Below are 25,477 nucleotides of genomic sequence, written 5' to 3'. Positions count from 1 at the left end.
ACCTCCGGGCGGTGGCGGGGATCAGTGACCGGCATGATCGTGCCCTCCCTGCGTCTGGCCCGAGAGCCGGTCGAGTCCGGCGCGCAGGCTCGATTCGGAGTCGAGCAGGAACTGCCCCGAGGTCACCACGCGATCGCCCGCGTCGAGCCCGGAGAGGATCTCGACCTCGCCGTCGCGCCGCATCCCCGCCACCACCTCGACCGGGGCGAAGCGCCCGTCGTCGAGCGCGCGCACCACCCGGGTGGCGGTGCCGGTCTCGATCAGCGCCTCGGCGGGGATCTTCAGCACATCGCGCCTGGGACCGCCGTAGATCACCACCTCGGCGAACATGTTGGGGCGCAGCAGACCCTCGGGGTTGTCGAACACCAACCGCACCCGCAGGGTGCGCGTCTGCGGATCGAGCGCCGGGTAGAGATAGTCGACCTCGCCCTCCCAGCTGCGTCCGGGATAGGCCGGGACCCGGATCTCGGCGCCCTGGCCGGGGGCGATCCAGTCGATCTGGTGCTCGAAGACGTCGACCAGCACCCACACCCGACTGAGATCGGCGATGGTGTACATGGCATCGGCGGCGGTGACGTACATCCCCTCGCGCGCCTTCATCTCGGTGACCACGCCGTCGATCGGCGCCAGCACCGGCACCGTCTGGCGGGTCTCGCCGCTGCGCTCGATGGCGCGGATGTCGGCCTCGGGGACATCGAGCAGACGGAGGATGTTGCGCGCCTGATCGACCCGCACCCGGGCCACGCCCTCGGGCTGGGGCGCGAGCGCGAGCAGGAAGTCGACCTGCGCGGAGAGGATCTCCGGGGCATAGAGCTCGGCAAGCTCCTGCCCGGCGCTGACCGGCTCGCCGAGGGCGCGCACGCTCAACCCCTCGATCCAGCCCGGCGCGCGCGGGTGGAGATGCGCCAGCCGGGTCTCGTCATAGCTGATCCGGCCCGGGGTGCGGACATACTTCCACAGGGTGCCGCGCTCGACCGTGGCGGTGCGGACCCCGAGCGTCTGCGCCAGCCCCGGGGCGAGCCGCACCTCGGGTCCGCGCCCGGCCAGGGGATCGAGCGCCTTCTCCACCAGATCCATGCCGCAGATCGGGCAGGTGCCGGGGGCATCGCGCACGATCTGCGGGTGCATCGGGCAGACATAGCGGGTTTCGAGCGGTCGCGCGGCAGGCGCCTCCTCGGCGCCGTGATCGTGCTCGGCTTGCGCCGTCGGCGGCGTGGTCGTGGGGGCGGCGTCGCAACCGGCAAGCACCACCACCAATAGCGAGATCCAGAGACCGCGCGTCGGCGCGCCGCCTCCGCGGGATGGATGACGTCGATACATGGGTCACACCTCGAGGGACACGCACCGGGCGTGCCCCGCAGACACAGAACTGAATCGGCACGGGGTCGACGGGACCCCGCGATGGATCGGGTCGGTGTCAGTCGGTCCGCGGTGGACGCAGCAGGTGTTCGGGGTCGTGCAGATAGAAATGCGCGGGGGGGCGCGGCCGATGTACCGCGCCACGGTCGGCGAGCAGCAGCGGCGGGGTCGCCGGTGGCGCCTGCAGTACGCCGAGGGTGAGCGCCAGCGCGCACTTGGCGCAGTCGAAGGGGGAGCCCCCGCCCCCGGGCGCTGCGGGTTGTCGGTCGATCCCGCCCGCAGGCTGGAGGTGGCCGGGACAGGCGACCTCGGTGACGGACGCACCGAGATGGAGACAGTCGAGCGCGCGCGCGGCCACCGTCTGCGCCTGGAAGGCGAGCAGACAGAGCACCAGCAGCAGGGGGAGCGCGCGTCTGGATCGGTTCATGTCGCCTAACGTATCGCTCAGGCTCGTCTTTTTCAATCTGTCCCTTTCGTATTGAGCGAACTTCGTCTGCAGGGTCTAGACTTCAAGACGCCGCCCCGATCAATCGGGACGGGTTGCGATGACCGCAGGATGCCGAACGAAAACGCAGGGAGATGGCGTTGGTGACCGGGCCCACACGCGCCGCGGTCGAAGTACACACAGACGGCCAGCAGCCGTCGCGCCGATGACGACCAGAAGGGGGCGAACAGCGGCGATCATGAGCAGGAGCCGTACCATGACGCGACAGAGATCTTCCGTGCAGCCCGGTGTCTGGGACAACACCGGCGCAACCCCTATGGAGGGCGGCGTCAACTTCTGCGTCTTCTCGCGCTACGCCGAGTCCATGGAGCTGCTGCTGTTCGAGCGCGCCGACGACACCGAGCCCGACGAGGTCATCGCGCTCGACCCCAGGGTCAACCGGACCTTCTTCTTCTGGCACGTCTTCGTCGAGGACCTGCCCGACGGCACCTATTACAACTGGCGGGTACGCGGACGCTGCGACACCCGCGAGACCGGCTGTCGGCTCGATGGCGACAAGGCGCTGCTCGACCCCTGGGCGACCACCGTCAGCGACCTGCTGTGGGATCGCACCACCGCCTGCCGACCGGGCGACAACACCGCCACCGCGATGCGCGCGCAGGTGGTGCGCGACGGCTATGACTGGGAGGGCGACCATCCGCTGCACATCCCGCTCAATGCCTCGGTGATCTACGAGATGCACGTCGGCGGCTTCACCCGTCACCCCAGCGCCGAGGTCGCGCACCCGGGCAGCTTCCTCGGGGTGATCGAGAAGATCCCCTATCTGCAATCGCTCGGCATCACCCATGTCGAGCTGATGCCGGTGATGGCCTTCGACACCCAGGACGTGCCCCCGGCGACCGCCGCGCGCGGGCTGGAGAACTTCTGGGGTTACAGCACCCACAGCTATTTCGCCCCCCACCCGGGCTTTGCCGTCGATGTCAGCCAGGCCCGCGACGAGTTCCGCAACCTGGTCAAGGCGCTGCATCGCGCCGGCATCGGGGTGATCATGGACGTGGTCTTCAACCACACCGCCGAGGGCGGCGAGGACGGCCCGGTCATCAGCTTCAAGGCGCTCGGCAACGAGATGTACTACCACCTCGACTTCATCGACCGGCGCCGCTATCGCGACTACACCGGTTGCGGCAACACCCTCAACTGCAACCACCCCATCGTCACCCGCTTTCTCATCGACTCGCTGCTCTACTGGAGTCGCGAGATGCACGTCGACGGCTTCCGCTTCGATCTCGCCAGCGCCCTGGCCCGGGGCGAGGACGGCAACCCGCAGTACCATGCCCCGGTGCTCTGGGCCATCGAGCTCTCCCCGGCGCTCAATCGCGCGCACATCATCGCCGAGGCCTGGGACGCCGCCGGGCTCTATCAGGTCGGCGACTTCCCCGGCTACCGCTGGGCGGAATGGAACGGACGCTATCGCGACGTGATCCGCGGCTTCGTGCGCGGCGACCCCGGACTGGTGGCCGAGGTCGCCACCCGCATCGCCGGCTCCAGCGATCTCTACGAGAGCCGCGCCCGGCTGCCGACCAACAGCATCAACTTCGTCTCCTGTCACGACGGCTTCAGCCTCTACGACCTGGTCAGCTACGACCACAAGCACAACGAGGCCAACGGCGAGGACAACCGCGACGGCCATGACCACAACCTGAGCTGGAACTGCGGCGTCGAGGGCCCCACCGACGACCCCGCCATCCTCGCCCTGCGTCGGCGTCAGGCGCGCAACTTCATCGCCATCCTGATGCTCAGCCAGGGGGTGCCGATGCTCCACGCCGGCGACGAACTGCTGCGCACCAAGCAGGGCAACAACAACACCTACTGCCAGAACAACCCGCTCGGCTGGATCGACTGGCGCATGCACGACGACAGCGCCGCCATGCTCGACTTCGTGCGCGCCATGATCGCGCTGCGCCGCCGTCACCCGGCGCTGTGTCGCAACCGCTTCTTCACCGGCGAGCGCGCACCCGGACACGCCCTGCCCGACATCCGCTGGCATGGGGTCGGACTCGAACAGCCGAACTGGGACGCGCCCGGCAACCACGCCCTCGCCTTCACCCTCGACGGACTTGAAGAGGGCGAGTCGCCCCTGCATGTCATGCTCAACATGGGCAGTGAGCCGCTCGAGTTCGCGCTGCCGCCGATCGCCGGCATGACCTGGTACCTGGCGTTGGACACCGCCCGCGAACCCTGGGTGTTCGACCCCGGCGCACAACCGCCGATCGAACAACCGCGGCTGCGTGTGGAGGCGCACGCGGTGGTGGTGCTCGAAGGCTTCTTCCACTGATCACGACTGCCAACGGAGGCGCAACGATGCAACTCGGAATGATCGGACTCGGCCGCATGGGCGCGAACATGGTGCAGCGCCTGCTCGCCGCCGGCCACCAGTGCGTGGTCTACGATCGCGACCCGGCGGCGGTCGCCGCCCTGGTCGAGCACGGCGCGAGCGGCGCGGCGGACATCGCCGAGCTGTGCGCCCAACTCGCCGCCCCCCGCCATGTCTGGATCATGGTCCCGGCGAGCGTGGTCGACTCGGTGATCGACGTGCTCGAACCCCAGCTCGAGGCGGGGGACGCGATCATCGACGGCGGCAACTCCAACTACCGCGACGACATCGCCCATGCCGCACGGCTCGCGCCTGCGGGCATCCACTTCATCGACTGCGGCACCAGCGGCGGGGTGTGGGGACGCGAGCGCGGCTACTGCCTGATGGTCGGCGGCGCCACCGAGGCCGTCGCCCGACTCGAACCCATCCTCGCCGATCTCGCCCCCGGCGTCGGCGACATCCCCCGCACCGCCGGGCGCGAGGGCCCGCCGCGCGGCGCCGAGCTGGGCTATCTCCACTGCGGACCGAGCGGCGCCGGACACTTCGTCAAGATGGTCCACAACGGTATCGAATACGCCCTCATGGCCGCCTATGCCGAGGGCTTCAACCTGCTGCGTCACGCCGGCGCCGGGCGCGCCGAGCGCGCCACCGACGCCGAGACCGCGCCCCTGGCCAACCCCGAGCACTACCAGTACGACATCGACCTGGCCGAGGTCGCCGAGCTGTGGCGGCGCGGCAGCGTGGTCTCCTCCTGGCTGCTCGATCTCACCGCCAACGCGCTCGCCGAGGACGCCGAACTCGGCAACTTCAGCGGACGGGTGTCGGACTCCGGCGAGGGACGCTGGACCAGCATCGCCGCGATCGAGACCGGCACCCCGACCCCGCTGCTCACCACCGCGCTCTACGAGCGCTTCAACTCCCAGGGCGAGGCCGAGTTCGCCAATCGCATCCTCTCGGCGATGCGCTACCAGTTCGGCGGTCACCACGAGAAGTCCGCCTGAGCGCCCGCCCATCAAGGAGCGATCCCCATGCAACAACGACTGACCTCCGACAACGCCCCGCCGGCGCCACCGAACGTGATGATCATCTTCGGCGCCGGCGGCGACCTCACCCGGCGCAAACTGGTCCCGGCGCTCTATCACCTCTCGCGCGGCGGGCTGCTGCCCGAGACCTTCGCGGTGCTCGGGGTCGACCGCCTCGAACTCGACGACGCGGCCTTCCGCGACCGCATGGCCGAGGCGGTGCGCAATCATGTCGGCGCGGCCTGGGACCAGGACGTCTGGGAGCGGCTGTGCGAGCGCATCCACTACATGCGCTGCAACATCACCGAGCGCGAAAGCTATGTCGCGCTCTGCGAGCGGCTCACCCGGATCGACGCCGAGCGCGGCACCGACGGCAACTATCTGTTCTATCTCGCGGTACCGCCGGCGCTGTTCGGCGACATCACCCGGCTGCTCGGCGCCGTCGGCCTCACCACCGAGACCCCGGACGACTGGCGCCGGGTGATCATCGAGAAGCCCTTCGGCGACGACCTGGAGTCGGCCCGGGCGCTCAACCGGCTGCTCCACCAGAACCTCGACGAGGAGCAGATCTATCGCATCGATCACTACCTCGGCAAGGAAACCGTGCAGAACATCATGGTGTTCCGCTTCGCCAACGCCTTCATCGAGCCGCTGTGGAACCGCCAGCACATTGATCACGTGCAGATCACCGTCGCCGAGTCCGTCGGGGTCGAACACCGCGGCGAGTACTACGAAAAGGCCGGCGCGCTGCGCGACATGATCCCCAACCACCTGCTGGTACTGCTCGGCTTCCTGGCGATGGAACCGCCCAACTCGTTCGACTCCGAGGCGGTACGCGACGAGATCAACAAGGTGCTCGACGCACTCCAGCCGCTCACCCCCGAGCAGGTGCTCACCCACGCCGTGCGCGGTCAGTACGGCGAGGGGCGGATGCCGAGCGGCGAACAAGTCCAGGCCTACCGCACCTCGCCCGGGGTGGCGCCCAACTCGCGCACCGAGACCTTCGCCGCGCTCAAGCTCAGCATGGACAACTGGCGCTGGGCCGGGGTGCCCTTCTATCTGCGCACCGGCAAGCGGCTCAACGCCCAGTACACCGAGGTCGTCATCCAGTTCAAGCGCGCCCCCAAGATCATGTTCAAGGACACCGATGTCGACCAGCTCGACCCCGACATGCTGGTGCTGCGCATCCAGCCCAACGAGGGCATCCAGATGAGCTTCGGGGCCAAGGTCCCCGGGCCCAAGATGCGCGTCGGCACCGTCAACATGGACTTCTGCTACGCCGACTACTTCGGCAACGCCCCGGCCACCGGCTACGAGACCCTGATCTACGATTGCATGCACGGTGACGCCACCCTGTTCAAGCACGCCGACACCGTCGAGAAGGGCTGGGAGATCGTCGAGTCGGTACAGGACGTGTGGTCCGCGCTGCCGGCACGCGACTTCCCCAACTACGCCGCCGGCACCTGGGGCCCCGCCGCCGCCGGCGACCTGCTGCGCAACGACGGCCGCCGCTGGCGCCGCATCCTCACGCCCGGGGCGGATCAAACGAGTTGAGCGCCAGCGCCGTAGGTTGGGTTGCCCACCGATGCGCCGTCCCTACGATGGCGCGATAACCGTTGACCGGTGGGCAACCCAACACCCGCGAGGGTCTTTCTCCGGCATCAACGTCATGAGATTGAAGATGCGATCGCTCATGCCGCTGCTCAGCGCATCGCTCATGAAATCGGCCGACCATTGCAGGTTGGGACGGATCGGTTGCACCAGCGGTTGCGGCGGGCGGAGCGCACGGAGCCGTTTGCGCCGACGCCGCAGATTGAGCTTGAGCGCGCAATACACCCGCCAGACCCGCTTGTGGTTCCAGGGATGTCCGGCGCGGCGCAGCCGCGCATAGCGCTTGCGGAAACCGGCGGATGGATGGCGCTCGGCCAACACGCTCAGCGCCTTGATCAGCGGCTCGTTGTCACGTGGGTGTCCCCTTCCTCTGACGAAACCCTGATCTACGATTGCATGCACGGTGACGCCACCCTGTTCAAGCACGCCGATACCGTCGAGAAGGGCTGGGAGATCGTCGAGTCGGTACAGGACGTGTGGTCCGCGCTACCGGCACGCGACTTCCCCAACTACGCCGCCGGCACCTGGGGCCCCGCCGCCGCCGGCGACCTGCTGCGCAACGACGGCCGACGCTGGCGGCGCATCCTCACGCCTGGAGCCGATCAAACGAGTTAAGCGCCAGCGGCTGAAGACGCTTTAACCGTAAAGAAAGCGGTCAGCCTTCAGCAACCAGCCCCCAGTGTCGGTCAGCGCTTCCCGACCCGCGAGGCGATGCGCGCTACGGCCTTCGGAGGTCTTCTACAACCGCAAGCGACTGCAGTCGACACTTGGCTACTGTTCACCCATCGAGTTCACGCAACAGTAGGAGGCGAGACAGAGCCGCGATCAGACGATCGCATGCCCCCTTGGGGGACGAAAAAACAGGGGAACCTCAGTCCGCTTGCCCAGCGCTCATCGAGGTCGTCCGCGCACCCGTTGCCGCCAACTGCTCGCCGAAAAGGGCTACGATGCCGACGATTTACGCCGCTAATGCGATCGGCGCGGTATCCGTCCGGTGATCCCGCAGCGCCAGGGCGTGCGCAAGCCCAAGCCTGGCCGCCCTCGGGCACTCAACAAGCCCAGCTATCGCAAGCGCAACGTCATCGAGCGGCTGTTCGGCTGGCTCAAGTCCTGTCGACGCATCGCCACACGTTACGACAAGTTGGCGACCAGCTTCTCGGCAATGTTCACGTTTGCTTATATCAGCAGATGCCTCAGGCATTACTTTTCGTACAAAACGTAGGCCCTCTTATTTATTTTTTAGGCATCCATGCTGGTCGACTTTCTGCTTATAACGACCAGCGAAAGAAATAAATTTTAGCGCAGCGTAAAGCTTTCACTCTCTCGCTTATTATTAGCTTTCTTTACCCTCTGACAGCTTGATAACTTTGACTAGCTCTTTAATTTGCTCAACCACCTGAAAATCTTTATCTTTTATCTTAATTTTACTAAATGCACTCTCGCTAGCTATATTCCAGTTCTCGAATATCTCAACCAGCTCACTCCTATCTACAGCATTACCATAAATTTCAAAATATAGCTTTCCAAAATTTATCGCATGAGCCCTGTCAGATCTTTTGATAGCCTCGTGCATGTAAGCATTACTCACAGCAAATGCATGCCTTGCCCATAAGCCAAGAACACTCAACACAACAAGCCCCTTAAAAGATATAAAAATAAGCAGTGACCAACCGACATCTTTAGCTTCTTTGTCAATAAAACCAGAGCCCAGCATTGACATATATACCGTAACAAACACTGCAACAACGAGAACTAACGTGCCATGGATGCTCCAGCTTCTTGCCTTTTTTCTATATTTAGTTTCAAGATCCTCCAAAACCTTTACCGCAGCACTTACATACTCTGGAACTTTGATTTCGATACGTTGCTGAACCTGCTTTTGATGCTCTTCGTTGAGCTTTGCAACTCTTTGAGCTAAGCTTTCCTCCTGCTTTTTAAGTTCTTTCTCCCTCTGCGAAGTCTCACTGAGCAATGACTCTAGCCTATCTTTTGCAAGTAAAATCTCTTCATCCAAGTGTTTCTTTTTGAGATTTGCTACTTTCTCGACCTCTGCTAGCGCTTCTTCCTTTGCTTTAATGGCGGAGGAAAGATCATCAGCTATACGCTTTCTTTCTTCAACCAAAGACTCTTCTGCCTGCTTTGCGCTTTCTCTTAGCTCTCTAGTTCTTTTTTTCTCTCTCATTATATATTCTTCCCACTGCTTACGCCGCCCCAAAGGAAGAGATTTTATTATGATTTCTCTTCGCTTTTGATCGGAAGCTACATCAATTAACTTTTCAATTAGAGCGTTTGAGCTAGCCGCTGAAATTCTCTTCAATGAACTCAATGACGACGCCTGAACATACCACCGCAATGAATTTTCCGAGGCAACATCCAACGCTCGCTTCAAGACACCCGCTTCAATTTCGCTAGAAATTTTTCGCAACGTGGATTCTTTCAAGTTTTCAAGTACTTTATTGATTAGCTCTGGAGTTGCGAACCTAAGAAACTCTTCTACTTTTAAAGATTCTTGTGCAGATATAAATTCGTCCACTTCTAGCTTTGAAAGCTTTTCCAGCAATATTTCAAAATCTTTCATATTTTCCTCCGAAAAATAAGACACCTCATCAAAAGACCCTACGCCCACTCCAAGGCATTCCAGCAAATGAGCACAAGCCCCAGTGTCCCCTTCCCCAAAAATAGGTCCAGCGAAAATTAGAGACCGACGGCATGATGGTGGCTGAGCAGAGGAGAGCCCACATGCGCAAGAGCAAGTACAGCGAGCTGCAGATCGTTGGCGCACTGCGTCTGTCAACTCCCCCTATTTAGGTCCATTCGTAAATAGACACTGCGGCATGTCCGCGGCGGTTGAGAAACTCGATTGGTGAAAGATCGCCGAGCGATTCGTGCGGTCGGCGCAGGTTGTATTCGTCGAGCCAGTCGTCTGCCTGTTGGCGAACCCCCTCGAGGGTGTTGAAGAGCCAGGCATCGAGGACCTCGCGGCGGAAGCTGCTGTTGAAACGCTCGATGAAGCCGTTCTGGGTCGGTTTCCCGGGGCTGATGAAGTCGAGGGCGATGCCACGTTCGGTGGCCCAACGTTGGAAGGCGCTGCTGGTGAACTCCGGTCCGTTGTCGAGACGCAGACGCTCGGGGCGCCCCCGGGCACTGATGACCTGTTCGAGTACGCGGATGACGCGCGGCGAGGTCAGCGAGACGTCGACCTCGATACGCAGCGCCTCACGGTTGTCGTCGTCGATGAGGTTGAAGGTGCGATAACTCATGCCGCTGCTCAGCGCATCGCTCATGAAATCGGCCGACCATTGCAGGTTGGGACGGATCTGTTGCACCAGCGGTTGCGGCGGGCGGAGCGCACGGAGCCGCTTGCGCTGACGCCGCAGATTGAGCTTGAGCGTGCAATACACCCGCCAGACCCGCTTGTGATTCCAGGGATGTCCGGCGCGGCGCAGCCGCACATGGCGCTTGCGGAAACCGGCGGATGGATGGCGCTCGGCTAGCGCGCTCAGCGCCTTGATCAGCGGCCCGTCGTCACGTAGTGTCCATTCCCCGCGCTAAAGCCTCTAAAGCCTCTAAAGCCTCTAAAGCCTCTAAAGCCTCTAAAGCCTCTAAAGCCTCTAAAGCCTCTAAAGCCTCTAAAGCAAGAGATTCTGATCTTATCGAAACCTATCGGTCAGGGCACTACCCAGAAGTTGGGTTGCCGCTATGCGGCAGCCCAACCTACGGAGCTGGGGTCTGGGAGCTGAAGGCTGGCGGTTCGCGGACGCCGCGTGGACAATCGGGCGATCGTCCAGCCAAGGAGTTCGATGTATGTCCGATCCCACCCGCCCCCGTCGCGCCCAGCGGCGCGTTCCCGCCGTGTGGATGCGCGGCGGCACCAGCAAGGGGGTGTTTTTCCACGCCGCCGACCTGCCCGCCGATCCTGCCGAGCGCGATGCTTTGTTGCTGCGCGCGCTCGGCAGCCCCGATCCCTACGGGCAGCAGATCGACGGGCTCGGCGGCGCCACCTCGAGCACCAGCAAGGTCGTGCTGATCGCCCCTTCCGAGCGCCCGGACTGCGATGTCGACTATCGCTTTGGCCATGTCTCGATCACCGACCCGGTGATCGACTACAGCGGCAACTGCGGCAACCTCACCGCCGCCGTCGGTCCCTTTGCGATCGAGGAGGGGCTGGTCCGCGCCCAGGAAGGGATGACCGAGGTGCGTATCTGGCAGGCGAATATCGGCAAGCGGATCATCGCCCGGGTGCCGGTACGCGACGGCGAGCCCGTGGTCGACGGCGATTTCCGGCTCGACGGCGTGCCCTGGCCGGGCGCGGCGGTGGAGCTGAGCTTTCTCGACCCCGGTGGCTCGGCCGAGGCGCCGCTGCTGCCTACCGGTCGGGCGTGCGAGCAGATCGAGGTCCCCGGGGTCGGCGTCCTCGCGGTCAGTCTGATCAACGCCGGCAACCCCACGGTATTCGTGCGCGCGGCCGATCTCGGGCTTGACGGGCGCGAGCAGCGCGCGACGATCGACGGCGACCCCGCGCTGCTCGACCGGCTCGAACGCATCCGCGCCCACTGCGCGGTGCGCATGGGGCTGGGCGAGACACCCGAGGCGGTGAGCCGCGCGCGCCCCGCCACCCCCAAGCTCGCCTGGGTCGCGCCCGCCGCCGATTATCGCGACTCGACCGGCGCCAGCGTTCCGGCCACGCGCTGCGACCTGCTCGCCCGCATCCTCTCGATGGGGCGGCTGCACCACGCCTTCACCGGCACCGGCGCGGTGGCGCTGGCGGTCGCCGCCGCCCTCCCCGGCACCCTGGTCAACGCCCTCACCCCCTGGGCCGGCGAGCACGGCGTGCGCCATGTGCGTATCGGTCACCCCGCCGGGGTGCTGGAGGTCGGCGCCGAGGTGGTGCCCGCGGACGCGGGTTGGACGGCGCGCCGCGCGATCATGCGACGCAGCGCGCGGCGGTTGATGGAGGGCCGGATGCTGGTGCCCTGGTGATGGGCCAGGGCCAGTCGGCGGCTGCAGCGGCTCGGTTCGCCGTCGACGGCGGGGCCGGATTCGATCGATCCACCACGCGCCGCTCACCGGCGCCAGCGACGGACCGAACTGCTTTCGATGGTTTCGCGCCCGATTGGTTCCGTTGCGTCCACGATCATGCGAGAACCCTTGCGGATACCGGGTCGATTGCGGTGAAATCCATGCCCTGCCGCCAGCGCGCGGCACCCATCTTCGCAACTCCATCACCGAGGTTTGACCATGATCGAGGTTCGCGAGCTCAGTCGCAATTACGGCGAGCTGCAAGCGGTCAGGGAGGTGTCGTTCTCCATCGACCGTGGCGAGATCGTCGGGCTGCTCGGCCACAACGGCGCGGGCAAGACCACCATCATGAAGATGCTGACCGGCTTCCTCGAACCGAGCGCGGGACAGATCCGCGTCGACGGGCTCGACATCGCCGAGCAGCGGCGCGCGATCCAGCGGCGCATCGGCTATCTCCCCGAGAACTGTCCGCTGCCGCCCGAGCAGACGGTGATCGAGGCGCTCGACTACCAAGCCGCGCTGCGCGGCATCGCCACCGCCGAGCGCCCGCCGATGATTCGCCGCGCGATCGAGCGCACCGCGCTCGGCGCCAAGGCCGGGGCGAGCATCGCCACCCTCTCGCGCGGTTATCGCCAGCGCCTCGGCGTCGCCCAGGCGATCCTCCACGAGCCGGGCATCCTCATCCTCGACGAGCCCACCAACGGGCTCGACCCGGCGCAGATCCAGCACATGCGCGATCTGGTGCGCGAACTCGCCCGCGAGGCGACGGTGATCCTCTCGACCCACATCCTCCAGGAGGTCGAGGCGGTCTGTCATCGGGTGCTGATCATGCACGGTGGCCGGCTCGCGCTCGACCGGCCGCTGGCCGGCATCGGCGGCGCGCCCCGTCTGATGGTCACCCTCGACCGGGGCCCCGATGAGGCGCGCCCGGCGCTCGTCGAGCTGGCCGGGGTCGAGGCGGTCGAGCACCTCGGCGGCGCCGACGGACGCCATCGCTACGCCCTTACCACCGCCGATCCCGACGCCACCGCGCCGCGCGTGGCCGCCGCCATCACCGCGCGCGACTGGCCGCTCCACGCGCTCGCCCCCGAGCGTCACGACCTCGAGGCGCTGTTCGGCGCCGTCACCCAGCGGCCCGTGGAGGTGCATCATGGCTGAGACCCTGCGCGTGGCCCGGCGCGAGCTGGCGGCCTTCTTCGGCTCGCCGGTGGCCTATCTCTTCATCGGCGGCTTCCTCGCCGTCTGTCTGTTCGTCTTCTTCTGGGTCGATGCCTTCTTCGCCCGCAACATCGCCGACGTGCGACCGCTGTTCGAGTGGATGCCGATCCTGCTGATCTTCCTCAGCGCCGCGCTGACCATGCGGCTGTGGAGCGAGGAGCGCCGCGCCGGCACGCTCGAGACCCTGCTCACCCTGCCGGTGCCGCTCTACCGGCTGGTGCTCGGCAAGTTCCTCGCCGCGCTCGCGCTGGTCGCCGTGGCCCTGGCGCTGACCCTGCCGCTGCCGCTCACCGTCGCGCAGCTCGGTCCGCTCGACTGGGGCCCGGTGTTCGGCGCCTATCTCGCCACCCTGCTGCTGGCGGCGGCCTATCTGGCGATCGGCTTGTTCGTCTCGGCGCGCACCGACAACCCGATCGTTGCGCTGATCGGCGCGACCCTGATCTGCGCCCTCTTCTACCTGATCGGCGCCGAGACCCTGACCGGGCTGTTCGGCCACGGCGGCGGCGAGCTGCTGCGCCTGCTCGGTACCGGGGCGCGCTTCGACTCCATCACCCGCGGGGTGATCGACCTGCGCGACCTCGCCTACTACCTAAGCATCGTCGGCGTCTTCCTCACCCTCACCGTCCACAGCCTGGAGCGGCTGCGCTGGGCCGAGGACGAGGCCAACCCGCGTCATCACCGGCGCTGGCGGCTGGTCACCCTGCTGGTGGTGGCCAACCTGGTGGCCGCCAACCTGTGGCTCAACGCCATCGGTAACGCCCGCGTCGACCTCACCGAGGGGCGGATCTACTCGATCTCCGAGCCCACCCGCAACTATCTCGCCCAGCTCCAGGAGCCGTTGCTGATCCGCGGCTACTTCAGCGCCGAGACCCACCCGCTGCTCGCCCCGCTGGTGCCGCAACTGCGCGACCTGCTGCGCGAGATCGAGATCGCCGGCGGCGATCGGGTGCGAGTCGAGTTCGTCGATCCCAAGGACCACCCCGATCTCGAACGCGAGGCCGGCGAACGCTACGGCATCCACCCGGTCGCCTTCCAGAGCGCCGATCGCTACCAGACCTCGGTGGTCAATTCCTACTTCGACCTGCTGGTGCAGTACGGCGATCAGTACGAGACGCTCAGCTTCCAGGATCTGATCGAAGTGAAGGTGCGCGGCGAGTCCGACCTGGAGGTGCGGCTGCGCAACCCCGAGTACGACATCGCCCGCACCATCAAGAAGGTGCTCTACGGCTATCGCGGCGGCGCCGACGTGTTCGCCGGGCTGACCACGCCGGTGACGCTCGAGGCCTTCGTCTCCGCCCCCGAGCGTCTGCCCGAACCACTGCCGGCGCTGCGCGACGATCTGGAATCGGTGCTCGCCGAGTTCGCCGAGCGCGCCGACGGGCGCTTCGATTACCGCATCAGCGACCCGGACGCCGGCGACGGCGCCCTGGCCGAGCGCATCGCCAGCGAGTACGGCTTCGAGCCGCTGGTGGTCAGCCTGCTCGACCCGACGCCCTTCTACTTCTACATGATCGCCCGCGCCGGTGACCAGGTAATCCCGGTGCCGCTGCCCGAGTCGCTCGACCGCGCCGGGCTCGACCGCGCCATCACCGCCGCGGTCAAGCGCTTCGCCCCGGGGATGCTGCGCACCCTGGCGCTCTATACCCCGCAGCAGGGCCCCAACCGCTTCGGCATGCCCGGTGCCGGCGGCCCCGGCTACAGCCTGCTGCGCGAGCGGCTGCGCGAGGGCTTCAACCTGGTCGACACCGATCTCGCCAGCGGCCAAGTCCCCGACACCACCGATCTACTGCTGGTGATCGCCCCCGAATCGCTCGATGAGCGCCAGCGCTTCGCCATCGACCAGTTCCTGATGCAGGGCGGCACGGTGATCCTCGCCGCCTCGCGCTTCGACGTCGATCTCGGCGGCGGCTCGATCAGCGCCCGGCGCATCGACACCGGGCTGGAGGACTGGCTTGGCCATTACGGCATCACCCTGGAACCGAGCCTGGTGCTCGATCCGCGCAACACCCCCTTCCCGATCCCGGTGCAGCGCGACATCGGCGGCTTCCTGGTCGAGGAGATTCAGACCCTCGACTATCCCTACTTCCCCGACGTGCGCGACGACGGGCTCGATGCCGACTCCGGCATCACCGCCAACCTCGGCTGGATCACCATGAACTGGACCTCGCCGATCACCCTCGATGCCGAGGCCAACGCTGGGCGGCGGGTGACGCGCCTGCTGGAGAGTTCGGACCGGGCTTGGAGCAGCGACTCGGAGGAGATGCAGCCGGACTTCGACGCCCACGGCGCGCTCGGCTTCGCCCGCGGCGAGGACCGAGGCCGCAAGCTGCTCGCCGTCGCCCTCGAGGGTCGCTTCGACTCGCCCTTCGCCGGTCGGCCCTCGCCGCTGCTCGAAGGCAGCGACGACGACACGGCGGCCGACGAGGCCGAGACCGAGGACGCCGCGCCGGTGATCTCGGGCGTGGTCGACAGCTCGCCGGCCTCGGCGCGGCTGATCCTGATCGGCTCGTCGAGCTTCCTCACCGACACCGCCATCGGGCTCGCCACCGACGCCACCCAGACCCACTACCTCAAGCCGGTCGAGCTGATCCAGAACGCCGTCGAGTGGTCGCTGGAGGACCGGGGGCTGCTCGCGCTGCGCGGTCGCGGTCAGTTCAGCCGCACCCTGGCGCCGCTCGACCAGCAGGCACGGGTGTTCTGGGAGGCCATCAACTATCTCGCCGCCCTCGCCGGGTTGGCACTGGTCTATTGGCTGCATCGGATGGCCCGGCGGCGGCGCGCCCGCGCCGCGGCGGCCATCCTCGCCAGCGGAGGTGAAGCACGATGACAACGGCCATCGACATGCGTTGGCGCGCCGATCTGCGCGCGCCCGTGGTGATCGCGCTGGGCGCGTTCCTGGCGCTGCAACTGCTCCTCGCCCTGATCCTCGGGCTCGGCGGCGCCGGGGTCGGCACCCCCGCCCCGAGCGGCGCGGCGCTCTTCGACCTCGACCCCGAGACGGTCACGCGGGTGACCATCGCAGGCCCCGACGACAGCGAGCCGCTGGTGCTCGAACGCGGCGAGGACGGCTGGACCCTCGCCAGCCTCGGCGGCGTGCCGGTGCGCGAGGGTCAGGTCGCGCGCCTGCTCGACACCCTGGGCGCACTGCGCCGCACCCCGCCGATCGCCACCAGCGACGCGGCCCTGGCGCGTTTCCGCGTCGCCGACGACGCCTTCGAGCGGCGGCTGGTGCTCGCCGATCAGGCTGGCGAGCCGCTCGCCACACTCTATGCCGGCGACTCGCCCGGCTACCGTCGGCTGTTCGCCCGCCCCGCCGGGGAGACGGCGGTGCTCGACCTGCCGCTCGCCCTCGCCGATCTCTCCAACCGCGCCGAGGACTGGATCGACACCGGGCTGCTGCGTGTCGACCCGGAGCAGATCACCGCCATCGCCGGTGACGGCTGGCGGGTCGCACGCGACGGCGATGGCTGGCGACTGGAGGGCGCGACCGAGGGCCGCAGCGCCGACCAGCACGCCATCGACACCCTGGTGCGCAGCGTCGCCAACCTCGGCTACCGCACCCTGCTCGATGCCGGGGCCGAGTCCGCGCACGGGCTCGACCAGCCGGCGCTCGAACTCGACCTCAGTCTGGAGACGGGCACGCGTCACTACCGCATCGGCGCGCTCGACGACGGCGACTATGCGCTACAGAGCGACCACCTGCCCCATGTCTTCCGGCTCTCGCGCTACGACCTCGGCGAGCTGCTCGACCTGGAGGCCGATGACCTGACGGTCGCGCCGGAAGCGCCAGCACCGGCGACGGAGCCCGCGAGCCCGGCAGCGCCGGACAGCGCGCCGCCAGAGACACCCGCCGAGACGATCTCGACCGAGCCCGCTTCCTCTCCCGCGCAGCCGGACTGATTCGGTCGGCGGTCTCGGGCTCCCCGTCCATCCAGCGTTCGATCGCCGACTCGGCAGCGTTGGTGGACGGGGGGCCAGCCGCCAGCCGCCAGCCGCCAGCCGCCAGCCGCCAGCCGCCAGCCGGAGAGATTAAACCGCCAAGATACCGTCTTCCCGTCAATCGCCGATCATGCACACCAGCCTCCCCGACTGGAGGCTGGAAGCTGATCGCTGGAAGCTGGACGAGACGTAGGATGGGATGAGTGACCGGGCGCAGACGCCGATCATCGGCATCGGGCCGGTCGGTCACTCACCCCATCGACTCACGCGAGAGCGCCATCCATCCTGCGGCGCGCCGCGCCTCGGCCAACCAGCGAGCTGGCCGATCGCTCTTTTTCCCTGCCCGAGTCAGGCCCACAAGCACCGGGGCACCATCCACCGCCCCCGCTCGTCACACCGGCAAACCCTTCGGGTCGCTCGCCCCGAACGAGCGACTTGCGAACGAGTCTTTTACACCCAAAGTGTAAAATCCAACAGCAACCGACCTCGACCGCCATTCCGCCGACCGACCCCGAAGGGCGACGCCCCAAGCCCCGGCGATGGCAACACCTCCCCGAGCGGGTTCGACGTCCGACTCGCTCGCTCGACTGATGACGCGACATCGGGCACTGCCCCCGGGGTCGCTGACGGATCCCGGGCGGGCGTTCGTCCCTCGTCCGGCGCACGCGCGCGCAACGCAAGACCAACCAGAGGAGATTGCAGATGGCTCGATCGCAACATCCGAGGTCGTATCGCACGCATCCGAGGGGACGCCATCGGCGCGGCGCCCTGGGGCTGGGGCTGACGGCGCTGCTCGCGGTCTCGACTGCCGGTGCCGCCGAGCCGCCCAACATCCTGGTGATCTGGGGCGACGACATCGGTCAGTCGAACATCAGCGCCTACACCCACGGGCTGGTCGGCTACCAGACGCCCAACATCGACCGCATCGCCGACGAGGGCCTGACCTTCACCGACTACTACGGCGAGCAGTCCTGCACCGCCGGGCGCTCGTCGTTCATCACCGGCCAGAGCGTGTTCCGCACCGGGCTCTCGAAGGTCGGGCTGCCGGGGGCCGAGGAAGGCATGCACGAGGCCGACCCGACCATCGCCGGGCTGCTCAAGGCGCAGGGCTACGCCACCGGCCAGTTCGGCAAGAACCACCTCGGCGACCGCGACGAGCACCTGCCGACCAACCACGGCTTCGACGAGTTCTTCGGCAACCTCTATCACCTCAACGCCGAGGAGGAGCCGGAGAACCTCGACTATCCCAAGGATCCGGCCTTCCGCGAACGCTTCGGCCCACGCGGCGTGATCCACGCCAAGGCGATGCCCGACGGCACCCAGGAGATCGAGGACACCGGCTCGCTGACCAAGGCGCGGATGGAGACCATCGACGACGAGACCGTCGCCCGCGCGCTCGGCTTCATCATCCGAGGTCGTATCGCACGCATCCGAGGGGACGCCATCGGCGCGGCGCCCTGGGGCTGGGGCTGACGGCGCTGCTCGCGGTCTCGACTGCCGGTGCCGCCGAGCCGCCCAACATCCTGGTGATCTGGGGCGACGACATCGGTCAGTCGAACATCAGCGCCTACACCCACGGGCTGGTCGGCTACCAGACGCCCAACATCGACCGCATCGCCGACGAGGGCCTGACCTTCACCGACTACTACGGCGAGCAGTCCTGCACCGCCGGGCGCTCGTCGTTCATCACCGGCCAGAGCGTGTTCCGCACCGGGCTCTCGAAGGTCGGGCTGCCGGGGGCCGAGGAAGGCATGCACGAGGCCGACCCGACCATCGCCGGGCTGCTCAAGGCGCAGGGCTACGCCACCGGCCAGTTCGGCAAGAACCACCTCGGCGACCGCGACGAGCACCTGCCGACCAACCACGGCTTCGACGAGTTCTTCGGCAACCTCTATCACCTCAACGCCGAGGAGGAGCCGGAGAACCTCGACTATCCCAAGGATCCGGCCTTCCGCGAACGCTTCGGCCCACGCGGCGTGATCCACGCCAAGGCGATGCCCGACGGCACCCAGGAGATCGAGGACACCGGCTCGCTGACCAAGGCGCGGATGGAGACCATCGACGACGAGACCGTCGCCCGCGCGCTCGGCTTCATCGAGGAGCAGACCAAGGCGGGCAAGCCCTGGTTCGTGTGGTGGAACGGCACCCGCATGCACTTTCGCACCCACGTCAAGGACGAGCTGCGCGGCGTCTCCGGGCAGGACGAGTACGCCGACGGCATGGTCGAGCACGACATGCACGTCGGCCAGCTGCTCGACAAGCTCGACGAGCTGGGCATCGCCGACAACACCCTGGTGTTCTACTCCACCGACAACGGCCCGCACTACAACACCTGGCCGGACGCGGCGGCGACCCCCTTCCGCGGCGAGAAGAACACCAACTGGGAGGGCGGCTGGCGGGTGCCGGCGATGGTGCGCTGGCCGGGCCGGATCGAGCCCGGAACCTGGAGCAACGCCATCGTCCACCACATGGACTGGCTGCCGACGCTGCTCGCGATCGCCGGCGAGCCCGACATCAAGGAGCAGCTGCTCGAAGGCTATCAGGCGATCGGGCGCGACTACCGGGTCCATCTCGACGGCTACGACATCCTGCCGCTGCTCACCGGCGAGACCGCGGACACGCCGCGCCACGAGATCTTCTACTTCTCCGACGACGGCGACCTGACCGCGCTGCGCTACGACGACTGGAAGATCCTCTTCATGGAGCAGAAGAGCCCGGGCACGCTGCGGGTGTGGATGGAGCCCTTCGTGCCGCTGCGGGTGCCGCTGATCGAGAACCTGCGGCGTGATCCGTACGAGCGCGCGACCATCACCTCCAACACCTATCACGACTGGCAGCTCGACCGCGCCTTCCTGCTGGTGCCGGCACAGGCCTATGTGGCGAACTTCCTGGAGACCTTCCAGGAGTTCCCGCCACGCCAGGAGGCGGCGAGCTTCAGTCTCGACAAGGTGATGGAGACCATGCTGACCCCGGGCGCGCACTAGGCGTCGCACCGGCGCGCGGGGACCGCGGCGTCCCCGCGCGCCGATCCCTCTCGACCCGAGGAGCCACGGATGTCCCCAATTCGTCCCCGGATCACCACCGCCCTGCTGGCCGGCTGCGTCCTCGCCAGCGCCTCCAGCACCGCCGAGGAAACCCACTACCGCGCCAGCCTCTATCTCTGGGGCGCCGGCATCTAGGGCGAGACCGCCCGCGGCGCCGAGCTCGACGTCGGCTTCGACACCCTGATCCGCAACCTCGATCTCGCCTTCATGGGCGCTCTGGAGGCCAGACGCGGCCCCTGGACACTGATCGGCGACGTCGTCTATCTCAACGTCAGCGCCGAGGATGGCGCGACCCTGCCGATCGGCGGCGGGCCCCGGGTCGATGCCGAACTCGGCACCAAGGGCTGGATCCTCGACCTGAGCGGCGCATACCGTCTGGTCGAGCGCGAGCGCCTTCAGCTCGACTTGCTCGCCGGGGTGCGGCGGCTCGATCTGGAGATCGACTTCTCGAGCACGATTCCCGGAACCCGCGAGCGCCGCGCCTCGCAGGGCGCCTGGGACCTGATCGGCGGGTTGCGCGGACGGATCACGCTCGATCAGCGCTGGTCGCTGCCCTGGCGGGTCGATCTCGGCGCCGGCCAGTCGGACCTCGCCTGGCAGGCGCTCGGCGGGATCAGCTATCGCCGCGAGGCGCTCGCCGTCTCGCTGCTCTATCGCCATCTCGCCTGGTCGTTCGACGACGACGAGCGGCTCGATCACATCCGCTTCAGCGGTCCGGTGCTCGCCGCGAGCTGGCACTTCTGACCCGACACCACACAGGAAGGATCCCCACCATGCGTCCGCGCCTGCTACTCGTCTGCCTGCTCCTGCCCACGCTCGCGCTCGCCGACCCGCTGCCCTCGTGGCGGGCGGGCGCGCTCAAGACCTCGATCATCGGTTTCGTCGATGCCGTCACCACCCCGGGAGCGGACTTCGTCCCGGCCGAGGCGCGCATCGCGGTGTTCGACAACGACGGCACCCTGTGGGTCGAGCAACCGGTCTACACCCAGCTGGTGTTCGCCGCCGACCGGGTGCGGGCACTCGCCCCGTCACACCCGCAGTGGTCGACCCAGCCGCCCTTCGACGCGGTCCTCGCGGACGATCTCGACGCACTCGCCGAGGCAGGGCACCACGCCATCCTCGAACTGATCGCCGCCACCCACACCGGGCTGTCCAGCGCCGAGTTCACCGCACTGGTGAGCGCCTGGATCGCCGAGGCGCACCACCCGCGCTTCGACCGGCGCTACACCGACCTCGTCTACCAACCGATGCTGGAGCTGCTCGCCTATCTGCGCGCCGAAGGCTTCAAGACCTTCATCGTCTCCGGCGGCGGCATCGACTTCATGCGCCCCTGGACCGAGGCCATCTACGGCATCCCGCCCGAGCAGGTGATCGGCTCGCAGATCGAGCTGGTCTACGAGATCGGCGACGACGGCCAGCCCCGGCTGATGCGCCGACCCGAGATCGGCTTCGTCGACGACAAGGCCGGCAAGCCGGTCGGCATCGCCCGGCACATCGGTCGCCGCCCGATCCTCGCCGTCGGCAACTCCGACGGCGACTACCAGATGCTCGACTGGACCACCAGCGGCGACGGTCCCCGGCTCGGCCTGCTGATCCACCACGACGACCCCGAGCGCGAATACGCCTATGACCGCGACAGCGCCATCGGTCGGCTCGACCAGGCGCTCGACGACGCCGAGGGCAAGGGCTGGCGACTGGTGTCGATGCGCGAGGACTGGCTGCGGGTGTTCCCGGCGGCGCCGAGCACGCCGCGCTGATGTCGCCGACGCGCGCGCTCGCGCTGTTCGTCGTGCTGCTCGCGCCGACGGCGAGCGCGGCGCACTCGCCCGGGCATGTCGGCGTCGCCGTCTGCGCCGAGTGCCACCCCGCCGAGACCGCGCGCTGGCGCGGCTCGCACCACGACCTGGCGATGACCGAGGCGAGCGAGCAGACGGTGCTCGGCGACTTCGCCGACGCCCGCATCGAGGCGCACGGCGTCACCAGCCGCTTCTTCCGTCGCGATGGCGGCTTCTACGTCGACACCGAGGGGCCGGACGGCGCGATCCACACCTACCGCATCGACTACACCTTCGGCTGGTGGCCGCTGCAGCAATACCTCATCGCCTTCCCCGGCGGTCGTCTCCAGCCCCTCGGCATCGCCTGGGACGCGCGCGCACCAGAGGACGGCGGCCAGCGCTGGTTCCATCTCTACCCCGACACCCCGCTCACCCCCGAGCACCCGCTGCACTGGACCAGCCGCGACCAGACCTGGAACCACCAGTGCGCCGAGTGTCACTCGACCGGCCTGCGCAAGGGCTACGACCTCGCCGAGGACCGCTACCACACCACATGGTCGGAGATCGACGTCGCCTGCGAGGCCTGTCACGGCGCGGGCGCGACACACGTCGCCGAGGCCCGCGCGGTCGCCGCCGGGCCCGGCCAGTGGAGCGCGACCAAGGGGCTACACGTCGACCTCCGCGACCGCGACGGCGGGCACTGGGTGATCGACCCCGAGCACGGCCTGCCCAGACGCACGGTGGCGCGCACCGCGCAGCGCGAACTCGACACCTGCGCCCGCTGTCACGCCCGGCGCGGGCTGATCCACGAGGACCCGACACCCGGCCAGCCGCTCGGCCAGACCCACCGTCTCGCCCTGCTCGAACCCGGGCGCTACCACCCCGACGGCCAGATCCTCGACGAGGTCTTCGTCCACGGCACCTTCATCCAGAGCCGCATGTACCGGCACGGCGTGACCTGCAGCGACTGTCACGACCCACACGACCTCCAGCCACGCGCGCCGGGCAACGCGCTCTGCGCCCGCTGCCATACGGCGACGCGCTACGACGCCCCGGCGCACCATCACCACCCCGCAGGCTCCAGCGGCGCGGCCTGCGTCGCCTGTCACATGCCGCAGCGCCGCTACATGGTGATCGACGAACGCGCCGACCACAGCCTGCGCATCCCCCGCCCCGACCTCAGCCGCACCCTCGGCACCCCCAACGCCTGCAACCAGTGTCACCAAGACCGCGACCCGGCCTGGGCCGAGGCGGCGCTAACGCGCTGTTACGGCACGCGGCCCGAGGAGCGAGCACCCCACTTCGGCGAGGTCCTCCACGCCGGTCGCCACGACCCGCTCGCAGCCGAGCCGCGCCTGCTCCGGCTCGCCGCCGACCGCGACCAACCGGCGATCGCCCGGGCCAGCGCGCTCGACCTGCTGCGCGGCGCACCCGATCCAGGGCGCGAGCTGACCCTGCGCCGCCTGCTCGACGACCCCGCCCCCCTGGTGCGCGCAGCGGCGCTGGACGCACTCGCCGGCGCCGATGCCGCGACCCTGCGCGCCCTGGCGCTGCCCCGGCTCGACGACCCGGTGCGCGCGGTGCGCATGATCGCCGCGCGCCGCGTCGCGCCGCTCGCCGCCACGCCCCGCGACGCCGCCGAGGCACGACGACTGGAACAGGCGCTCGACGACTATCGCGCCACCCAACTGGCCACCGCCGAGCGGCCCGAGTCACACCTCAACATCGGCCTGCTCGAACTCGACGCCCGCCGCCCCGAGGCCGCCGAACGCGCCTATCGCACCGCGCTCCGGCTCGATCCCGGGTTCGTCCCAGGTTATGTCAACTTGGCCGACCTCCAGCGCGCACTCGGTCGCGACGCAGAGGCCGAGCGCACCCTCCGCCAGGGGCTCGCCCAACGCCCCGAGGCCGCCACCCTGCACCACGCGCTCGGCCTCGCGCTGATCCGCCAACAGCGCTGGCCCGCCGCGGTCGAGGCACTCGGCCACGCCGCCCGCCTCGCCCCCGACAACGCACGCCATGCCTATGTTCTCGGACTCGCCCAGGCCCGCGCCGGCGAGCCGGAGACCGCGCTCGCCACCCTGCGCGCCGCCCAGCATCGTCACCCGGAGGATCGCGACCTGCTGGTCGCCATCGTCGACCTCGCCCGCCGTCACGGCAAGCAGCAACTGGCGCTCGACTATGCGACCAAGCTGCAGCGGCTCGGACCGCCCTGAGCCGACCTGTACACACAGGGCTTCCACTGCACCAAAAGGGTGGTATAGACTCGGGTGGAAGCCACGTCCAGGGCCCGCGAAGATCGCCGGACCGCGTCGGTCAGCAACCTGGGCGTGCAAGGACCGAAGCGCCGTGGACGCCGAGAACACCCACCAGGTCTTCGACTGGCTCTGGACCTCAGGCCAGCTCTCCGAGGCCGACATCGCCGCCCTGCCCCGGCTGGGTGTCGACACCGTCATCAACCTCGCCCCACCCACCGCCCACAACGCCCTCCCCGGCGAGGCCGAACGCATCACCGCGCTCGGGCTGAGCTACATCCAGATCCCCGTCGACTGGGAACAACCGCAGGTCTCCGACTACCAGACCTTCTCCGTCTTGCTGCGCGCGTTGCAGCGAGAGGGACGGCGCGTCTGGGTGCACTGTGCCCGCAACATGCGGGTGAGTGCGTTTGTTTATCTGTATCGGCGGATTGAGTTGGGGGAGGCTGAGGAGGTCGCGAGGTTTCCGATGCGGGAGGTTTGGGCGGGGGATGGGGTTTGGGGGGAGTTTTTTGTGCACTGCATGGAAGGCGTTGACTAACGCGTTTCAAGTGCTTGAAAGGAAAAGCAAAAATGACCACGGCTCGTCTCGCTCCAGCTCCAGCTCCAGCTCCAGCTCCAGGATTACTCTGTAGGGGCTGATGTCTTTTTAGCGCGACCTGAAGAGGAACCTTCTTGAAATTCTCGTTCACGTAGTTCTGCAGCTAGACCTCGGATACTTTCACCGCGCGGGCAATTCCGGGCAGGGATATTTTCCAGCACCAATTGATCGATCAGTTCGCGGGTTTCCTGAGAAACCGCCCCCTTGGCAGGATGGAGCACGAACTGGCGGCCGCAATCTTGACACTTGCACAACTGCTTTTTCAGTCGGTTGAATCCATTTTTGGTCACATGGTTAGAGTGACACTGCGGACATGTCGGATAAATCTTCTTCATCCTTAAAGCAAGAGATTCTTATCTTATCGAAAACTATCGGTCAGTGCACTACTAAAACTCTTTCTTTTCCAATTGGTGAACTAAATTGTTTAAACTTTCAAAAAAAGACAAGCTAGGATTGCTGTTAATTATTGCCGGGTCTGTTATTCTGATTTTTTATTTTTATTTTTTTGAATTATTAAAAGAAAAACACAAGGAAAGAGATGATGAGACATTATGCACTTCAAATAAAAATGAAGCTCATTATGTTTTCATTATTGACAACCATCAGCTTCTGGATGACGGCGACAGAGCAAAAATTAACAATTTCATAATGGGATTTGAGTTTCCTTGCGAGTCTAGAGTAACCATTTACTCCACAAGCGAACTAAAGATTGTTGGTGAAGATGGTATTTTTCCTATTTTTGACAAATGTAAGCCAGATGACGGCGCAGCATGCAATCCTTTCTATCAAGGTTGCAGAAGAATAGAACAATAGAT

Annotated in this window: 21 protein-coding genes and 1 pseudogene; 17 read left to right on the top strand and 5 right to left on the bottom strand. The window is 66.7% G+C overall.

Features of this window, described 5'->3' with window-relative positions:
* Positions 1-21 precede the first annotated feature (21 nt).
* Both EBL84_RS15300 and EBL84_RS15295 read right to left on the bottom strand, forming a co-directional pair.
* On the bottom strand, positions 22-1,320 hold the full coding sequence (locus tag EBL84_RS15300) for an efflux RND transporter periplasmic adaptor subunit (RefSeq protein WP_123141604.1): 1,299 nt from the start codon (positions 1,318-1,320) through the stop codon (positions 22-24).
* A gap of 97 nt (positions 1,321-1,417) precedes the next feature.
* Positions 1,418-1,786, bottom strand: coding sequence for a hypothetical protein (locus tag EBL84_RS15295; RefSeq protein WP_123141603.1), 369 nt, complete (start codon positions 1,784-1,786; stop codon positions 1,418-1,420).
* A gap of 274 nt (positions 1,787-2,060) precedes the next feature.
* On the opposite strand from EBL84_RS15295, the gene glgX reads away from it, so the two are divergent.
* The 3 genes from glgX to zwf are packed head-to-tail and all read left to right on the top strand — an operon-like array spanning position 2,061 to position 6,754.
* Positions 2,061-4,139 (top strand): glycogen debranching protein GlgX, encoded by a 2,079-nt coding sequence (gene glgX / locus EBL84_RS15290; protein ID WP_123141602.1) that lies wholly within the window; start codon positions 2,061-2,063, stop codon positions 4,137-4,139.
* Positions 4,140-4,165: 26 nt separating this feature from the next.
* A complete protein-coding gene (gene gnd, locus EBL84_RS15285; RefSeq protein ID WP_123141601.1) occupies positions 4,166-5,179 on the top strand; it encodes a phosphogluconate dehydrogenase (NAD(+)-dependent, decarboxylating) in 1,014 nt (337 codons plus the stop codon).
* 27 nt (positions 5,180-5,206) lie between these two features.
* Positions 5,207-6,754 carry a glucose-6-phosphate dehydrogenase gene (gene zwf / locus EBL84_RS15280; RefSeq protein WP_123141600.1) on the top strand — a complete coding sequence of 516 codons (1,548 nt, stop codon included), beginning with the start codon at positions 5,207-5,209 and terminating at the stop codon, positions 6,752-6,754.
* Between the two features lie 42 nt (positions 6,755-6,796).
* Here zwf and EBL84_RS15275 read toward each other — a convergent pair whose 3' ends face one another.
* Positions 6,797-7,213 carry an IS3 family transposase gene (locus EBL84_RS15275; RefSeq protein WP_223807038.1) on the bottom strand — a complete coding sequence of 139 codons (417 nt, stop codon included), beginning with the start codon at positions 7,211-7,213 and terminating at the stop codon, positions 6,797-6,799.
* On the opposite strand from EBL84_RS15275, the gene EBL84_RS15270 reads away from it, so the two are divergent.
* Together EBL84_RS15270 and EBL84_RS17400 are read left to right on the top strand one after the other, a co-directional pair.
* The gene (locus EBL84_RS15270; RefSeq protein WP_223807037.1) at positions 7,169-7,426 is read left to right on the top strand and encodes a hypothetical protein; all 258 of its coding nucleotides are present in this window, start codon (positions 7,169-7,171) and stop codon (positions 7,424-7,426) included. The genes EBL84_RS15275 and EBL84_RS15270 overlap by 45 nt on opposite strands.
* 271 nt (positions 7,427-7,697) lie before the next feature.
* Positions 7,698-8,033, top strand: a pseudogene (locus EBL84_RS17400) (transposase); the annotation flags it as partial.
* Between the two features lie 111 nt (positions 8,034-8,144).
* On the opposite strand, the gene EBL84_RS16955 reads toward EBL84_RS17400, so the two are convergent.
* The gene (locus EBL84_RS16955; RefSeq protein WP_148040314.1) at positions 8,145-9,389 is read right to left on the bottom strand and encodes a hypothetical protein; all 1,245 of its coding nucleotides are present in this window, start codon (positions 9,387-9,389) and stop codon (positions 8,145-8,147) included.
* 226 nt (positions 9,390-9,615) lie between these two features.
* Positions 9,616-10,326, bottom strand: coding sequence for an IS3 family transposase (locus EBL84_RS15260; RefSeq protein ID WP_123141598.1), 711 nt, complete (start codon positions 10,324-10,326; stop codon positions 9,616-9,618).
* A 289-nt stretch (positions 10,327-10,615) separates the two neighbouring features.
* Between EBL84_RS15260 and prpF the strand changes: the two genes are divergently transcribed.
* From prpF to EBL84_RS16950, 12 genes are all read left to right on the top strand, one after another.
* On the top strand, positions 10,616-11,791 hold the full coding sequence (gene prpF / locus EBL84_RS15255) for a 2-methylaconitate cis-trans isomerase PrpF (RefSeq protein WP_123141597.1): 1,176 nt from the start codon (positions 10,616-10,618) through the stop codon (positions 11,789-11,791).
* Positions 11,792-12,049: 258 nt separating this feature from the next.
* Positions 12,050-12,988: an ABC transporter ATP-binding protein gene (locus EBL84_RS15250; RefSeq protein WP_123141596.1), complete on the top strand. Its 939-nt coding sequence runs from the start codon at positions 12,050-12,052 to the stop codon at positions 12,986-12,988.
* Positions 12,981-15,875: a Gldg family protein gene (locus EBL84_RS15245; protein WP_123141595.1), complete on the top strand. Its 2,895-nt coding sequence runs from the start codon at positions 12,981-12,983 to the stop codon at positions 15,873-15,875. The genes EBL84_RS15250 and EBL84_RS15245 overlap by 8 nt, the downstream gene beginning before the upstream one ends.
* Complete coding sequence (locus EBL84_RS15240; RefSeq protein WP_123141594.1) at positions 15,872-16,948, top strand: DUF4340 domain-containing protein; 1,077 nt, start codon at positions 15,872-15,874, stop codon at positions 16,946-16,948. Before EBL84_RS15245 ends, EBL84_RS15240 begins: the two co-directional genes overlap by 4 nt.
* Before the next feature lie 741 nt (positions 16,949-17,689).
* Entirely contained in the window at positions 17,690-18,460 is a 771-nt protein-coding gene (locus EBL84_RS15235; protein ID WP_223807036.1) for a sulfatase-like hydrolase/transferase, read from the top strand.
* A gap of 53 nt (positions 18,461-18,513) precedes the next feature.
* A complete protein-coding gene (locus tag EBL84_RS15230) occupies positions 18,514-19,971 on the top strand; it encodes an arylsulfatase (protein ID WP_223807035.1) in 1,458 nt (485 codons plus the stop codon).
* A gap of 69 nt (positions 19,972-20,040) precedes the next feature.
* A complete protein-coding gene (locus EBL84_RS17500; RefSeq protein WP_255420159.1) occupies positions 20,041-20,166 on the top strand; it encodes a hypothetical protein in 126 nt (41 codons plus the stop codon).
* Positions 20,167-20,238: 72 nt separating this feature from the next.
* Entirely contained in the window at positions 20,239-20,775 is a 537-nt protein-coding gene (locus EBL84_RS15225; protein ID WP_123141593.1) for a hypothetical protein, read from the top strand.
* A 29-nt stretch (positions 20,776-20,804) separates the two neighbouring features.
* Positions 20,805-21,788: an HAD family phosphatase gene (locus EBL84_RS15220; RefSeq protein ID WP_123141592.1), complete on the top strand. Its 984-nt coding sequence runs from the start codon at positions 20,805-20,807 to the stop codon at positions 21,786-21,788.
* Positions 21,788-24,022: a multiheme c-type cytochrome gene (locus EBL84_RS15215; RefSeq protein ID WP_123141591.1), complete on the top strand. Its 2,235-nt coding sequence runs from the start codon at positions 21,788-21,790 to the stop codon at positions 24,020-24,022. Before EBL84_RS15220 ends, EBL84_RS15215 begins: the two co-directional genes overlap by 1 nt.
* 133 nt (positions 24,023-24,155) lie before the next feature.
* Positions 24,156-24,602 (top strand): protein tyrosine phosphatase family protein, encoded by a 447-nt coding sequence (locus EBL84_RS15210; protein ID WP_123141590.1) that lies wholly within the window; start codon positions 24,156-24,158, stop codon positions 24,600-24,602.
* A 480-nt stretch (positions 24,603-25,082) separates the two neighbouring features.
* Positions 25,083-25,475, top strand: coding sequence for a hypothetical protein (locus EBL84_RS16950; protein ID WP_148040313.1), 393 nt, complete (start codon positions 25,083-25,085; stop codon positions 25,473-25,475).
* Positions 25,476-25,477: the final 2 nt, after the last annotated feature.

It is taken from the genome of Marichromatium sp. AB31 (assembly GCF_003718685.1).
In the GTDB taxonomy this organism is placed as follows: Bacteria; Pseudomonadota; Gammaproteobacteria; order Chromatiales; family Chromatiaceae; genus Marichromatium; species Marichromatium gracile.
The sequence above is the reverse complement of the archived record's forward strand: the minus strand, read 5'-3'. Positions and strand labels throughout refer to the sequence as shown.